Genomic DNA, 14,723 nt, shown 5'->3' on the forward strand with positions numbered 1-14,723 from the left:
TTGGTAAATATCGGTCGGCTGTCGAGTCGATCGAGGGACCGGCACCCGGCGGCCGCGATCGCTTTACCACGCCGGATTTCCCGAGACAGTTTGGTTCAGGTTGCGAGCCGCGACACGGCTCCGTGCGGCCTGGACGTCGGCCCGATCGAGCCGGGCAGATGGCGACCGCGGCCATCCCCGAGATTTCGGAAGATCGGGGCGCCTGCGGAACGAAGTCGTCCGCTCCGATGCCCCTGCAGCTCGGAAACGGAACGGCAGAGATTCACCCGTCGGAGACGCTCGCGCAGGCGGTCTGCGGCGGCCGATGCTGGCGGAAGCCGTGATCGGCTCGGAAGGCCGGCTGCCGGAAGAGAGGACGGACGCCTCGCGATCCAGCCCAGCCATTCCGGCCTGTTCAGCGGCATCCCCGAACCGGACATTCGGATGCAAGCAGCCGTGTCACCGTCTCATTTGCCCAGCCAGGTGCACGACGAGAAATGCGGACTTGATCGCGGTGGAGACGGATCGTCGCCGGGCACACTTGATCGGGCGAACAATTCGTCGCGAACTTCAAGTGTTACAATTCAGACCGATCGTTGAATGGGTAATTGTCATGGCAGGCCACTGCGAATGATCAGACCTCTATCACTCTGCACTAGGATTGGCGATTGCATCGATCAAGACGGAACGCTGTCGGTGAACCACCCGGAGAAAGACGGCGTCGTCCTCTAAGGCTCGCGCCAGCACGATCGCGCCCTGTATCCCCGAAACCGCCTCCTCAGCGAGTTGCGTGGCTTGCGGTTCGTGAACGCCGCCGGCTCTCAGGCACCGGGCCAGAGCCGATATCCAGCGCGCGAAGTAGCTCCTTATCCGCTCCGCGAAAACGGCTCCGGAGGCATTCAGGCCAATGCAGCCGACGAGACAGACTCTCCTGCCGGATCGGAAGTATTCCGTCACATCGTCGATCATGGACGTGACGGCCGCTGTCGGATCGCGCGCATGCTCCAACGTCGAGAAGATGACCTTCTCGAACCAAGCGTCTATGTCGGCGAGAACCGCCTCCATCATCTCTTCCTTCCCGCCGGGAAAGAAGTTGTAGAGGCTGCCCTTGCCGAGGCCGGTCGCCTTCGACAGCACCGACAGGCTCGCGCCCTCGAACCCGTGCTCGCGGAACGCTTCCGCGAGTGCCGGCACGGCACCGGCCCGTTCGGTGAGGACGCGCTTCGTGCTCAAAGGCCCAGGTCACTCAGCGAGGGGTGATCGTCGGGTCTGCGCCCGAGCGGCCAACGGAACTTCCGTTCCGCCTCGGTGATCGGCATCTCGTTGATGCTGGCATGACGGTGCGCCATCAATCCGTCTTCGGCGAACTCCCAGTTCTCATTGCCGTAGGCGCGGAACCAGTGCCCGCCGTCGTCGCGATACTCGTAGGCATAGCGCACCGCGATACGGTTGCCGGCGAAGGCCCACAACTGCTTGATCAGTCTGTATTCGTGCTCCTTGTTCCACTTCCGAGTGAGGAAAGCTTGCGCCTCCTCGCGATTGGTCGCGAACTCGACGCGGTTCCGCCAGCGCGTGTCGGGCGTATAGGCCTGCGCGACCTTGGCCGCATCGCGCGTGTTCCAGCCATCCTCGGCAAGACGCACCTTCTGGATCGCGGATTCCTCGGTGAACGGGGGAAGCGGGGGTCGGGACATCGGGATCACCTCTCAGAACCATGTTGTACCGTTCGGTACAACATGGGCGCCAATAGATCAAGCGCCCTGAGAGCCCTCCGGCTCTCGGTCGGGAAATCTGCAAGCGGCGAAGGGCATCTTTTCCGGAGTGCCGTTCCCGAAGCGGACCCGCGGAAGCCCACCCGACCCCGTCGGTCACCTGCGGCTGCGCGGCTCGCGTCAGCGAAGGGATGTCCCGCCGCGCCCCTGGCAAGGACGAGCACCCTCAGGGCACCGGGATGCCGCGCCGGACGGGACCGGCCTCCGGCTGGCCGGCCGCCGCGGAACCGAAGACCCGCGCGATCAGGACGTAGAAGAGCGGCGTGACGAAGACGGCGAGCACCGTCGCGGTGACCATGCCGCCGAGCACGCCCGTGCCGATGGCGCGCTGGCTGTTCATGCTGGCCCCCGTCGCGACGGCGAGCGGCACGACGCCGAGGATGAAGGCGAACGAGGTCATGACGATGGGCCGGAAGCGCAGCTCGCACGCCTCCAGCGCCGCCTCCCGGACGGGCACGCCCCTGGCCACGAAGTCCTTGGCCACCTCGATGATCAGGATGGCGTTCTTCGCGGTCAGGCCGATCACCGTGATCAGGCCGACCTTGAAGTAGACGTCGTTCGGCATGTCCCGCATCAGCATCGCGAAGACCGCGCCGACCACGCCGGTCGGCACCACGAGCAGCACGGCGAGGGGGATCGACCAGCTCTCGTAGAGCGCGGCGAGGCAGAGGAAAACGCAGAACAGCGCCAGCGCCAGCAGATAGACCGCCTGGGAGCCCGACAGCTTCTCCTGCAGCGATTGCCCGGTCCAGGCGAAGTCGAAGCCCGGCGGCAACTGCCCTGCCAGCCGCTCCATCTCGGCCATGGCGTCGCCGCTGGCGTAGCCGGGGGCGGCGCTGCCGGAGATCTTGATGCTCGGGTAGCCGTTGAAGCCCACGACCTGCGACGGGCCCATCGTCCATTGCACCCGGGCGAAGGACTGGAACGGCACCATCTGCCCCTTGGCGTTGCGGACGTTCAGATCGAGCAGATCCTCCGCCTTCATGCGCCGGGCCGCCTCGGCCTGGACGATCACCCGCTGCATCCGCGCCTGGTTCGGGAAGTCGTTGACGTAGGCCGAACCCAGGCTCGTGGAGAGGGCGTCGTTGATGTCGGCGAAGGTGACACCCAGCGCGCTGGCCTTCTGCCGGTCGAGGACGAGCTCGATCTGCGGCGCGGTCGGCAGGCCCTCGACGTAGACGCCCTGCAGGATCGGGCTCTGGGACACCGCCTTGACGAGCTGGTCGCGCGCGGCCGCCAGCGCCGCGTGGCCCTGCTGCGCCTTGTCCTGGAGGCGGAAGGCGAAGCCGCTCGAATTGCCGAGCGAGTCGATGGCCGGCGGCGAGAGCGACATGGCGATGGCGTCGGGCAGGCCGCCGAGGGCGGCGTTGGCGCGGGCCGTGATGGCGTCGGCGCTGTCCTGCGGCCCGCGCTCGCCCCAGGGCTTCAGTCCGACGAAGTTGATGGCCGCGTTCTGCCCCTGGCCCGAGAAGCCGAACCCGAGGAGCAGCGTCTGGCTGTCGATGCCGGGCTCCTTGGCGAAGTGCTCCTCGATGCGCTTGGCCACGTCGAGCGTGCGGCCGGTGGCGGATTCCGGCGGGGTCTGCGCGTCGACGATGACGTAGCCCTGGTCCTCGATGGGCAGGAAGCTCGACGGCATGCGCCAGTAGCCCCAGCCGAGCGCGGCCACGAGGAGGCCGTACACCAGGAGCGCCCGAACGGGCCGGCGCAGCACGCCCGCCACGCCGGACCGGTAGGCCCCCGTGCCGGCGTGGAAGCGGCGGTTGAACCAGCCGAAGAAGCCGCCCTTGGCATGATGGTGGCCCTTCTCGACCGGCTTCAGCAGCGTGGCGCAGAGCGCGGGCGTCAGCGAGAGGGCCAGGAAAGCCGAGAAGGCGATCGAGGTCGCCATGCTGACGGCGAACTGCCGGTAGATCACCCCGACCGAGCCGGGGAAGAAGGCGAGCGGCACGAACACCGCGACCAGCACCGAGGTGATGCCGACGATGGCGCCGGTGATCTGGCCCATCGCCTTGGCGGTGGCCTCCCTCGGCGGGAGCCCCTCCTCGCCCATGATGCGCTCGACGTTCTCGACCACCACGATGGCGTCGTCGACGAGGATGCCGATGGCCAGCACCATGCCGAACATGGTCAGCACGTTGATCGAGAAGCCGGCGAGCAGCAGCGCGCCGCAGGTGCCGAGCAGCGCCACCGGCACCACGATGGTCGGGATGAGGGTGTAGCGGACGTTCTGCAGGAACAGGAACATCACCGCGAAGACGAGGGCCATCGCCTCGGCGAGCGTCATCAGCACCTTCCGGATCGACACCTCGACGAAGGGCGTGGTGTCGTAGGGCACCGTCACCCGGACGTTGGCGGGCAGCGTGCGCTGGAGCTGGGCGAGCTTCGCCTTGACGCCGCCGGCGGCCGCGAGCGCGTTCGCGCCCGGGGCGAGCTGGATGCCGATGCCGGCGGCCGGGCGCCCGTCGAGGCGGGTCTGCATCGTGTAGGACTGGCCGCCCAACTCGACCTCGGCCACGTCGCGCAGGCGCACGAGCGACCCGTCGGGGTTGGCGCGCAGCACGATCTCCGCGAACTCGGCGGGCGTGGTCAGCTGCCCTTTCACAAGCACGTTCGCGGCGATGCGCTGGCCCTCGGCCGCGGGCTGCGCGCCGACGGTCCCTGAAGCGACCTGCGCGTTCTGCGCACCCACCGCGGCCGTGACGTCGCCCGGCGTCATCCCGAACCCGACGAGCTTGACCGGGTCGATCCAGATGCGCAGCGCCTTCTCGGACGAGAACAGGGTGGCCCGGCCGACGCCCGGCACCCGCCGCAACTCGCCGAGGAGACGGCGGGCGGCGATGTCGCCGAGGTCGGTCTCGCTCAAGGAGCCGTCCTTCGAGGAGACGGTGACGAACTGCAGGAAGCTGGTGCTGGCCTCCTCGACGATGACGCCCTGCTGCGTGACCGCCCGGGGCAGGCGCGCCTCGATGCGCTTGATCCGGTTCTGCACCGCCACCGTCGCCTTCGACGGGTCCGAGCCCGGCGCGAAGGACGCCATGATCTGCGCCATGCCGGACGTGTCGCTGGTGCTCTCGAAGTACATCAGCCCGGGGATGCCGTTCAGCTCCTCCTCGATGATGCGCGTGACCCCGTCGTAGAGCCGCTCGGGCGGAGAACCGGGATAGGTCGCGCTCACCTGGATCGTGACGGGCGCCACGTCCGGGTATTGCGACACCGGCAGGAACGCGAGGGAGATCGCCCCCACCAGCACGATGAAGATGGAGATCGCCCAGGCGAAGATCGGGCGCGCGATGAAGAAGCGGGTCATGGTGCGGTCCCGGCGCGGTCAGGGCTTCGCGGAGGCGGAGGACGTCCGGGGGCCCTGCCAGGGCGCCGGGTTCACCGCCATGCCGGGCTGTATCCGCTGGAAACCCTCGACCACGACGGTCTCGCCGGCCTTGAGCCCGTCCTCGACGATCCAGCCCGCATCCGTCAGCGCCCCCGCCCGCACGGGGCGCAGCGCGACAATCCTGTCCTCCCCGACCACGAAGACCTGCGCGACGCCGGCGCTCGACCGCTGGATGGCCTGTGCCGGGACGACGACCGCGCCCGGCACCGTCCCCTGCGCGAGGCGGATACGGACATAGGTGCCCGGCAGCAGGACGACCTTCGGGTTCGGGAACGTGGCCCTGAGCGACACCTGCCCGGTGCCGGGGTCGACGCTCACATCCGTGAACAGCAGACGCCCGGCATCGGCGTGGAGCGCGCCGTCGGGCGAGACGAGGCGGACCGCCGTCTCCTCCTTGCCCGTGGCCCGCTCCGCCAGCCGGCCCGGATCGGCCGCGGGGGCATTGAAATCGGCGAAGATCGGATCGACCTGCTGGATCAGCGCGAGCTTGGTCGCCTCGCCCTGGCCCACGAGGGCGCCCTCCGTGACGAGGGCCCGGCCGATGCGGCCGGCGATGGGCGCGCGCACGGTCGCGTAGTCGAGGTCGATCCGGGCGCGGGCGAGCTGCGCCTTCGCGCTCGCGACGTCGGCCTCGGCTTGGCGCAGGGCGGCGATCGTGAGGTCGTGCTGGGCGGTGCTGGCTGCCTGACGCTCCAGAAGGGTCTCGGTGCGCTCGGATTGCTTCAGCGCCTGCACCCGCGTGGCCTCGGCCCGGTCGAGGGCCGCGGACTTGGCATCGACCTCGGCCCGGTAGACGGCGGGGTCGATGCGGAAGAGGACATCGCCCTTCCGGACGAGGCTGCCTTCCTCGAAAGCGCGCTCCTGGATGATGCCGGCGACCTGGGCCCGGACCTCGGCGACCCGCGTGGAGGTGAGGCGACCCGGCAGGTCGAGGGTGCGGGGCACCGTCCCGGGCTCGGCTCGAGCGGTCGAGACGTCGGGCGGCGAGCCCGCCGATCCGGGACCGCCCGGTGCCTGACCGTCCGCCCCGGGCTTGCAGCCCTGCAGGGCGAGCGCCGCGACGAGGCCGAGGGCGGCGAGGGTCGGCGACCGCCGGGCCGGTGCGTGTGAAGGCATGGAGATCCGTCCTGGAATCGTGGTCGTCAGGCCGCCTTGCGCACGAGGCGCGCGTAGGCGCCTCCGCGGGCGAGCAGGGCTTCGTGCGTGCCGCATTCGACCACGCGCCCCCGATCGAGCACGACGATCTGGTCGGCCCGGCGGACGGTCGAGAGGCGGTGGGCGACGGTGATGGTCGTGCGGGGCTTGCCTGGACGGGCAAGGGCCTCGACCATCGCCCGCTCCGTCGCCGTGTCGAGGGCGCTCGTCGCCTCGTCGAGCAGCAGCACGCGCGGGTCGCGCAGGATGGTCCGTGCCAGCGAGAGGCGCTGCCGCTCGCCGCCCGAGAAGCGGTGCCCGCGCTCGCCCACCAGCGTGTCGTACCCGTCCGGCAGGGCGGCGACCATGTCGTGCAACTGGGCCGTCCGGGCCGCCGCGACCATCTCCGCGACCGTCGCATCCGGCCGGGCGAAGAGCAGGTTCTCGGCCACGCTGGCATGGAGGAGGAACGGGTCCTGCGTCACGACCCCGAGCACCTGGGAGAGGGAGGCGAGACTCAGGTCGCGCACGTCGACGCCGTCGTAGAGCACGGCGCCGCCATCGACGTCGTAGAGCCGGGCCAGGAGATGGCCGAGGGTGGACTTGCCCGAGCCGGTCGCGCCGACGATGGCGGTGTGCGACCCGGCCGGGATATCGAGCGTGACGCCGGCGATCGTGGCGGGGCCGGCTCGGTCGTAGGAGAACGTCACGCCGTCGAGGCGCACGTGGCCGGCGACCTCGGCGGGGTCGAGGGTGACGGGGTCGGGCCGCTCGGTGATGCCGACCGGCTTGTCGAGGTACTCGAAGATGCGCGCGAACAGGGCCCGCGTCTTCCGGGCCTCGACGCCCGTGCGCAGGACCTCTTCCAGCGGGAACAGCATCTGCTCCTGCAGCGCGATCATCGCGACGAGGGTGCCGATGGTCATGGTCGTCCCGGCGCCCGCCATCCAGCCGCCGAGGAACAGGGTCAGGGCCGGCAGGGCTTGCAGCACGAGGTCGATGACCGACCACTGCCACTGCCCGGCCGTGTGGGACCGGACCTCCAGGTTCGCCACCGCGCGCGAGGCCCGCGCGAAGCGCTCCGCGAGATGGGGGACGCGGCCCATCGTGCGGGCGAGGACGATGCCGGAGACCGAGAGGGATTCCTGCACCGCGGACGTCATCTCGGCGATGCGTTCCTGCTGCGCGTAGGTTGTCTCCTCGCGCAGCCGGCCGACGCGGACACTGATCCAGGTCGCCGGCGGCAGGACCAGGAACGAGAACAGGGCGAGCCGCCATTCCAGCAGCAGCATGGCCGCGGCGGTCATCACCACCGCGCTGGCGTTGCGCGTGGCCTCACCCGCCGTGTGGGTGACCAGCGCCTGGAGGGCGCCGATGTCGCTCGCGATGCGGGACTGGATGTCGCCGGAGCGGGTCGCCGTGAAGAACCCGAGCGGAAGCGACTGCAGGTGCGCGTACACGCGGACCCGGAGGTCGTGCATGAGGGCCTGCCCGACCTTCGCGGTGACGAGGGCCTGCAGCACGCCGATGCCCGCCCCGAGCGCGGCGAGGCCGACCATGCCGGCGGCGAGCCGGCCGAGCAGTCCGAGGTCGGCACGCGGCAGCGCGACGTCGACGATCTCGCGGAGCAGGAACGGGGCGGCGAGCCCCGCGGCGGAGGCAAGCGCGATCAGCCCGATGACGAGCGCGATCCGGCTCGCGTAGGGGCGGAACAGGGTGAGGATCCGAGCGACGGAGACGTGCCGCGCGGCCAGGTCGCCGTATTCCGCGGCATCGCCCGGCCCGTCCGCGCCGCGGGCGGGGGCGAACCCATCCATCGAGGTCGATCCCATGGCTCAGTCCCGGTCGCCGCCCGGGTGCGCGGACGGTTCAGCCAATGTCATCGCGACGAGGCGGTCGCGGAGCGCGTCGAGGGCGGGGACCGGGTCGCTCGGCTTCTCGCGCACGAGGTAGGCGAGCCACGCGCCGTCGGCGGCGAGCCGGACGAACTCGAGGTCGGCGCTCCCGTCGGTGTCGCGGTGGCGGTGCAGGCGCTCCGCGAACCAGGCCGACACCATGCGGCGCAGGGGCGGCTCGGCGAGGATCGAGATGTGGAGAGCGGCCCACTGGCTGCCCTCGGTCATCATCGGGTCGTGCAGCGTGATGTCGACGTAGGCGCGGGTGTACCGGCCGTACGGCCGGGGATCCTTCGCCATCGCCGCGTCGATCTCCGCGTCGAGCTGCGCGATCAGGTCGGCGACGACGCCCTCGACCAGGGCCTGCTTGCTCGGGAAGTGGTGGAACAGGGCCCCTTTGGTCACCCCGGCGGCGTGGCAGACCGCCTGCACGGTGACGGCGGACAGGCCCTGTTCAAGGGCGAGCTTGGCTGCGCAATCGAGCAGCGCGCGCCGGACGAGCTCGGGCCGCTTCTTGCGATGATAGGCGGTCGCCATGGCCCCTTCCCAGGAGTGACGGGAATCGTCCCCGCCTCGAAGATACCTACCGTGCGGTATCTTTCAAGTGTCGACGTCGGATGACGTGTCCGAGACGCCGGCACGCAGGTGCGCAGCTCCCCGCCGGCTTCAGCTTACCGTAGGGCGTCGGCCTGTTCCGGCCGGGCACGAGAGCAGGCCGGCGCAGATCCGAGCCGGCAACCACGGCGAAGGCGACCCGGATCGGACGGCCGGACAAGGCCGAACGCACCGGACCGTCGTCCCGTGCAGCGACTACGGCGCGCGGAAGCTCGCCCGCGCGACCAGTCCCGATACGCCTGCGCGGGAACCGAGCGTGACCGCCCCGCCGATCCGGTCCGCGAGGGCTCGGACGATCGCGAGCCCGAGGCCGCTGCCGTCAGGACCGTCTCGCGTCGCGACACGGTAGAATCGCTCGAAGACCTTCTCGCGCACCTCCGGCGGTATGCCCGGGCCCTCGTCCTCGACGTCCACGCAGGCGCCGGTCTCCGTGCGCCGGACACGGACGACGGTGGTGCCTTCGGGACGGTTGTAGCGGATCGCGTTGTCCACGAGATTGGTGAGGATCTCGCCGACGATGAACGGATCGCCCACGACCGGCACCGCGCCGTCGGGGCGATCGAGCACGATCTCGCCCCCGCGCGCGAGGGCGTGGGGCACCTGCTCCGTGACCACGCGGGCCGCGATGTCGTTCAGGTCGGCGATCGCCGCGGCGGCGTCCGTGGCGGCCGCGCCCGCATCGGCGCGGGCGAGCGCGATCAGTTGCGCGAGGAGGCGTTCCAGGCGCCGCGCGGCTCCGTCGATATCGTCGATCGCCGCGGCGTGGGCCGGTTCCCCGGGCGTGAGCCTGCGGAGCAGTTCCACGTGCATCCTGAGCACGGCGAGCGGCGTCCGCAGCTGGTGCGAGGCGTCCGACGTGAAGGTGCGCTCCCCCGCGATCGCCTGCTCCAGGCGCTCGAGCAGCGTGTTGAGGGCGAGCACCGGGGCCAGCGCCTCGCGGGGCACCCCGGCCACGTCGAGCGGCTGCAGGTTGATCGCCCCCGGGACCGCCCGCCGGTCGATCGCGTCGCTCAGCCGGGTCAGCGGCCTCAGGCTGCTGTCGATGCTGTACCACGACAGGGCCCCGATCAGGCCCATCAGCCCCAGCTCGGCCAGCGCGAGCCCGGCGAGCAGGCGTCGCTCCAGGCCCTGGCGGGCCTCGCGCGTCTCGGCGACCTGCACGAGGACCGGGTCCGGCCTCCCGTAGACCCGCCGGGCCTGGGCGGCGATCCGCACGGCCGCCCCGCGGACGATGCCGTCGCGATGGGTCGTCACCCCGAGCGGGAGCGTGTCGACGTCCAGGCCCGGGAGGTCGCGATAGCCGGTCACCAGCGCCCCGCCGTAGGTGACGCTGTAGTAGATCCGGTCCTGCGCCTGGCTCTCCAGCATCCCGAGGGCGACGCGGGGCAGGTCGACCGACACCTCGCCGTCCTCCACGGTTAGCCGCTCGGCGATCGCCAGGACGGACCCGTCGAGCAGGCGGTCGTGCGTCGTCTCCACGACGTTCCGGATCACGAGCGCGCCGGCGAAGCCGAGCAGCAGCGCGAGCGCCAGGGCCGGGAGCAGCATGCGGACGAGCAGGCGCCGCCGGATCGAGGGCGCGCGCGGCGGGGTCACACCGGCATCAGCAGGTAGCCGAGGCCGCGGATCGTGCGGATCTCGGGCCCGTCCGGCTGCAGCTTCTTCCGCAGGCGGGCGACGTAGAGTTCGAGGGCGTTCGGGGCGACCGCCTCGTCGAAGCCGAAGATCTCGGCGCTGAGCCGTTCCTTCGGGACGGGTTTCCCGGCGCGCGTCATCAGGATGGTCAGGACGGCGAGTTCCCGGCGGCGCAGCGCGACGGGCGACCCGCCGAGGGTCACGGTGCCCGCGGCCCGGTCGAGCTCCAGCGCGCCGCAGCGCAGGACCGGGTTCGGCACCGCCTGCCCGCGGCGGACGAGCGCCCGCACCCGCGCCTCGAACTCGGCGAGGTCGAACGGCTTGAGCAGGTAATCGTCCGCCCCGAGATCGAGCCCGCGGACGCGGTCGCTGATGGCGTCGCGCGCGGTCAGGATCATGACCGGAACGGTCGAGCCGGCCGCCCGGACGGCCTTGAGGACCTCGAAGCCCGGCAGGCCCGGCAGGCCGAGGTCCAGGACGATGAGGCTGTAGGGTTCGCTCAGCGCGAGCTGCACCGCGTCCGCTCCGTCCGCCTCGTGGTCGGCGGCGTATCCGCCGTGCCGGAGGGCGGCGACGAGGCCGCGCGCCAGGGCGGCATCGTCCTCGACGACCAGAACGCGCATGCTCCTCCCGTCATCGATCGTGTTGGCCGAAGCGGTCCTCCGAGTCTAGCATTCCCGCCCGGTCTCTGCACGGCGAAGCTGCGGGGACTCCCGCGGCTCTCGAAGGGCAGATCCTGGTGCGCGCTCCCGCTGTCGTCGGCCTCGTCCTGCTGCTGATGGCCGGTCCGGGCCCGGCCTCGGCACAGGTCGAACCGTCTCCAGCGGCCGAGGGGACCGGGTCCGCCGCGGCGCGCGGCGCGACCGTCGTGGTCGTGCGGGCGACGACCGACGAGGCCGAGGTCGCCGACCTCCTCGCGGGCTTCCGCGAGGCCCATCCCGGCGTGGCGGTCTCCTACACCAAGATGAATTCCGCGACCCTGTACGACGGCTTCGTGGAGGAGGCCGCGGCCGGCGCGGTCGAGGCGGACATCGTGTGGAGTTCCGCCATGGATCGCCAGATCAAGCTGGTGAACGACGGCTACGCCGCCCACTACGCGTCCCCCGAGGCGGCCGCCCTGCCGGCCTGGGCCGTGTGGCGCAACGAGGCGTTCGGCGTCACGGCCGAGCCGATCGCCATCGCCTACAACAGGACGCTCCTCCCGCCGGAGCAGGTTCCCCAGACCCGCGCCGACCTGATCCGAGCCCTGACGGACCACCCCGAGACGTGGCAGGGGAAGGTCGCCGCCTACGATCCGGAGCGGAGCGGCGTCGGCTCGCTCATCCTCGCGCAGGACGCGGACGTGACGCCCCGGACGTGGGACCTCGTCTCCGCCCTCGGGCAGGCCGGCGTGAAGCTCTACACCCGGACGGAGACCATGCTCGACCGCATCGCCGCGGGCGAGGCCGTCCTCGCCTACGGCGTGTTCGGCGCCTACGCCCTCGAGCGGGCCCGGCACGATCCGGCGATCGGCCTCGTGCTGCCCACGGACTACACGCTCCTCGTCTCGCGGATCGCCTTCATCGCGAAGGACGCGCCGCATCCCGCCGCAGCCCGCATGTTCCTCGACTACATGCTCTCCCGCGAGGGGCAGGCGCGGCTCGCCGCCCGGTCGCTCACGCCGGCCCGGACGGATGCCCGCCGGGCCGACGACCCGGTCGCGTCCGCCCCGGCCCTGCGGCCGGTCCCGGTCGGGCCGGAGCTGCTGGCCAATCTCGACCAGATCCGGCACGCCCGCATGCTGCGGCGCTGGCGGCGCGCCATGGAAGGCCGCTGAGGCCGGGTCCCGCGACAGCTTCGTGACAGGTTGACCGGCGTATAGCGGCGTCAAGCGCTGCGAAGTCGGCGCGAATACATGGGAGGATTGGTTTGCGGCTGCAGCCCGATCGCCACGAGCGATCGTCAGCCGTTCAGAACCGACGCTTCCCTCGTGCGGTTGCGACCGCTCCGGCGCCTGAGGGAGACAGCAATGATACAGGCCCATCCGTCGAGTTCCAAAGTCGCCACGGTCCTGCGCGTGACCAGCGGCAACTTCCTGGAGATGTTCGACTTCTTCCTGTTCGGCTTCTACGCCACCTACATCTCCAAGACCTTCTTCCCGGTCGGCAACGAGTTCGCCTCGCTGATGCTGACCTTCGTGACGTTCGGCGCCGGCTTCCTGATGCGGCCCCTCGGCGCGATCTTCCTCGGCGCCTACGTGGACAGTATCGGCCGCCGGAAGGGGCTGATCGTCACGCTCGGCATCATGGCGGCCGGCACGATCCTGATCGCCTTCGTCCCCGGCTACGGCACGATCGGCCTGTTCGCGCCCTTCCTGGTCCTCGTCGGGCGCCTGCTGCAGGGCTTCTCGGCCGGCGTCGAGCTCGGCGGCGTCTCCGTCTACCTGTCGGAGATGGCCACCCCCGGCAACAAGGGCTTCTACGTGTCCTGGCAATCCGGCAGCCAGCAGGTCGCGGTCATGTTCGCCGCCGTGATCGGCTACATCCTCAACCACGCCCTCTCGCTCGCCGACATGAACGACTGGGGCTGGCGGATCCCGTTCTTCATCGGCTGCGCGATCGTGCCGTTCCTGTTCTACATCCGGCGGTCGCTGGAGGAGACGGAGGAGTTCCTGAAGCGCAAGCACCGCCCCTCCATGAAGGAGGTGTTCGGCTCGCTCGCCAGCAACTGGCAGATCGTGCTGCTCGGCATGCTGCTCGTCGGCATGACCACGATCTCGTTCTACACGATCACCGTCTACACCCCGACCTTCGGCAAGGCCGTGCTCAAGCTGTCCGACACCGACAGCCTTCTCGTGACCTTCTGCACCGCGCTGTCGAACCTGTTCTGGCTGCCGGTCATGGGGGCCCTGTCCGACCGGATCGGGCGCAAGCCGCTCCTGCTGGTGTTCTCGGCGCTGACCCTGCTCACCGCCTACCCGGTGCTGGGCTGGCTCGTGGCCAACCCGAGCTTCGGGAACATGCTGATCGCCCTCCTGTGGCTGTCCTTCCTGTACGGCAGCTACAACGGCGCGATGGTGGTCGCGCTGACCGAGGTGATCCCGGCGAGCGTGCGCACGGCCGGCTTCTCCCTCGCCTACTCGCTGGCGACGGCGCTCCTCGGCGGCTTCACGCCCCTCGTCTCCACGTGGCTCATCGAGGCCACGGGCAACCGCGCGGCCCCCGGGCTGTGGATGGCCTTCGGCGGGGCGTGCGGCCTCGTCGCCACGCTCCTGATCTACCGCCGCGCGACCCAGCCGGTCGCTCTGGGAGCCCCCGCGTGACCGGCTCGCCGGAAGCACCCCGCCTCGGAGACTCCGCGCGCGTCGCGCCGTAGGGGTCACGACAGAGGGGCGGCCGGGACCGGATCGCCGGCCGCCGCCCGCCCCTCCCCTGACTGACCGCCGCGCCGACCGCCCGACACGGGTCCCGTCGCGCGACCTCAGAGATCCAACGTCTTGCGGGCGAAGCTCTCGATGTAGTCGACGAGCCTGTCCGACGCGGCGCCGGCAGCCTCGACGTCGCGACGCGCGACCGCCTCGCAGACGTCCGCGTGGAGGTTGGCGGTCAGCGGCAGATCGGCCGCCTGCTTGTAGTGCTGGTACCAGAACCGCCGCGACAGGCCCGCCATGCTCTCCAGCGAGCGCACGGCGAACTCGTTGCGCGAGGCCGTCGCGATCAGCTCGTTGAACTGCCGGTCGAGGCGCATGAATGCCAGATCGTCCGACGCCGCGGCCGCGTCGCGCATGTCCTGCGCGAGCCCCGCGAAGACCTCGCGCTCCTCGCGGGTGGATCGCTCCGCGGCGAGGCGGGCGATCAGGCGCTCCAGGACGCGCCGCGTCTCCAGGAGCCGCAGCTGCGAGCGCACGTTGATGTCCGACACCAGGATGCCGCGCCGCGGCATGACCACGACGAGCCCGTCGCGCGCGAGGCGCTGAAGGGCTTCCCGGATCGGGGTCCGCCCGATCCCGAGCCGTTGGACCAGGTTCTGCTCGCCGAGCACGAGGCCGGGCGGGAGCACCAGGGTCGTGATCATCTCTTCCAGCTGCTGGTAGGCCCGGTCGGTCAGCGTCAGGTCGGGAAGATCGTCGTTGCCGCCCGCCGCATGGGGTGCCTCCTGGGCGGCCTCCTGGGACACCTCCTGGGACGCCCCTTTCACGGCCTTCCGCGCTCGCTTGCGGCCCGGCTCGGCGGCGCGGACGGACGTCGTCTTCCCGGTCACGAAGTTCATGGACGACACCCCCGCCACGGCCGGGCCCGCACACCACGCCGCCATCCGCGTGCA

At 70.9% G+C, this 14,723-nt stretch carries 11 protein-coding genes; 2 read left to right on the forward strand and 9 right to left on the reverse strand.

Annotated elements, in window-relative coordinates:
* Positions 1-624: 624 nt before the first annotated feature.
* The 8 genes from BM314_RS25370 to BM314_RS25405 all read right to left on the reverse strand — a co-directional run bounded on the left by BM314_RS25370 (position 625) and on the right by BM314_RS25405 (position 11,044).
* The gene (locus BM314_RS25370) at positions 625-1,212 is read right to left on the reverse strand and encodes a TetR/AcrR family transcriptional regulator (protein WP_091981055.1); all 588 of its coding nucleotides are present in this window, start codon (positions 1,210-1,212) and stop codon (positions 625-627) included.
* A complete protein-coding gene (locus BM314_RS25375) occupies positions 1,209-1,673 on the reverse strand; it encodes a nuclear transport factor 2 family protein (protein WP_091981057.1) in 465 nt (154 codons plus the stop codon). The genes BM314_RS25370 and BM314_RS25375 overlap by 4 nt, the downstream gene beginning before the upstream one ends.
* Positions 1,674-1,917: 244 nt before the next feature.
* On the reverse strand, positions 1,918-5,061 hold the full coding sequence (locus tag BM314_RS25380; RefSeq protein WP_091981059.1) for an efflux RND transporter permease subunit: 3,144 nt from the start codon (positions 5,059-5,061) through the stop codon (positions 1,918-1,920).
* 18 nt (positions 5,062-5,079) lie between these two features.
* Positions 5,080-6,258: an efflux RND transporter periplasmic adaptor subunit gene (locus tag BM314_RS25385; protein ID WP_091981062.1), complete on the reverse strand. Its 1,179-nt coding sequence runs from the start codon at positions 6,256-6,258 to the stop codon at positions 5,080-5,082.
* Between the two features lie 26 nt (positions 6,259-6,284).
* A complete protein-coding gene (locus tag BM314_RS25390; protein ID WP_091981064.1) occupies positions 6,285-8,093 on the reverse strand; it encodes an ABC transporter ATP-binding protein in 1,809 nt (602 codons plus the stop codon).
* An 18-nt stretch (positions 8,094-8,111) separates the two neighbouring features.
* Entirely contained in the window at positions 8,112-8,708 is a 597-nt protein-coding gene (locus tag BM314_RS25395) for a TetR/AcrR family transcriptional regulator (RefSeq protein WP_020095780.1), read from the reverse strand.
* Between the two features lie 273 nt (positions 8,709-8,981).
* Complete coding sequence (locus BM314_RS25400) at positions 8,982-10,382, reverse strand: sensor histidine kinase (protein ID WP_170868182.1); 1,401 nt, start codon at positions 10,380-10,382, stop codon at positions 8,982-8,984.
* On the reverse strand, positions 10,379-11,044 hold the full coding sequence (locus tag BM314_RS25405; RefSeq protein ID WP_091981066.1) for a response regulator: 666 nt from the start codon (positions 11,042-11,044) through the stop codon (positions 10,379-10,381). Before BM314_RS25405 ends, BM314_RS25400 begins: the two co-directional genes overlap by 4 nt.
* A 116-nt stretch (positions 11,045-11,160) precedes the next feature.
* Here BM314_RS25405 and BM314_RS25410 point away from each other — a divergent pair, with 116 nt between their 5' ends.
* Positions 11,161-12,237, forward strand: a complete 1,077-nt coding sequence (locus BM314_RS25410; RefSeq protein WP_091981069.1) for an ABC transporter substrate-binding protein — start codon at positions 11,161-11,163, stop codon at positions 12,235-12,237.
* Positions 12,238-12,429: 192 nt separating this feature from the next.
* On the forward strand, positions 12,430-13,722 hold the full coding sequence (locus tag BM314_RS25415) for an MFS transporter (RefSeq protein WP_020095784.1): 1,293 nt from the start codon (positions 12,430-12,432) through the stop codon (positions 13,720-13,722).
* 158 nt (positions 13,723-13,880) lie between these two features.
* Here BM314_RS25415 and BM314_RS25420 read toward each other — a convergent pair whose 3' ends face one another.
* Positions 13,881-14,669, reverse strand: coding sequence for a GntR family transcriptional regulator (locus BM314_RS25420; RefSeq protein WP_091927999.1), 789 nt, complete (start codon positions 14,667-14,669; stop codon positions 13,881-13,883).
* Positions 14,670-14,723 lie beyond the last annotated feature (54 nt).

The sequence above is a fragment of the Methylobacterium sp. 13MFTsu3.1M2 genome, assembly GCF_900112625.1.
In the GTDB taxonomy this organism is placed as follows: Bacteria; Pseudomonadota; Alphaproteobacteria; order Rhizobiales; family Beijerinckiaceae; genus Methylobacterium.

Bases quoted from the DNA above. Each gene is read 5' to 3' on its own strand.
- BM314_RS25405 (WP_091981066.1), bottom strand. From the start codon at position 11,044: ATGCGCGTTCTGGTCGTCGAGGACGATGCCGCCCTGGCGCGCGGCCTC.
- BM314_RS25415 (WP_020095784.1), top strand. From the start codon at position 12,430: ATGATACAGGCCCATCCGTCGAGTTCCAAAGTCGCCACGGTCCTGCGC.
- BM314_RS25420 (WP_091927999.1), bottom strand. From the start codon at position 14,669: ATGAACTTCGTGACCGGGAAGACGACGTCCGTCCGCGCCGCCGAGCCG.
- BM314_RS25375 (WP_091981057.1), bottom strand. From the start codon at position 1,673: ATGTCCCGACCCCCGCTTCCCCCGTTCACCGAGGAATCCGCGATCCAG.
- BM314_RS25390 (WP_091981064.1), bottom strand. From the start codon at position 8,093: ATGGATGGGTTCGCCCCCGCCCGCGGCGCGGACGGGCCGGGCGATGCC.
- BM314_RS25395 (WP_020095780.1), bottom strand. From the start codon at position 8,708: ATGGCGACCGCCTATCATCGCAAGAAGCGGCCCGAGCTCGTCCGGCGC.
- BM314_RS25380 (WP_091981059.1), bottom strand. From the start codon at position 5,061: ATGACCCGCTTCTTCATCGCGCGCCCGATCTTCGCCTGGGCGATCTCC.
- BM314_RS25385 (WP_091981062.1), bottom strand. From the start codon at position 6,258: ATGCCTTCACACGCACCGGCCCGGCGGTCGCCGACCCTCGCCGCCCTC.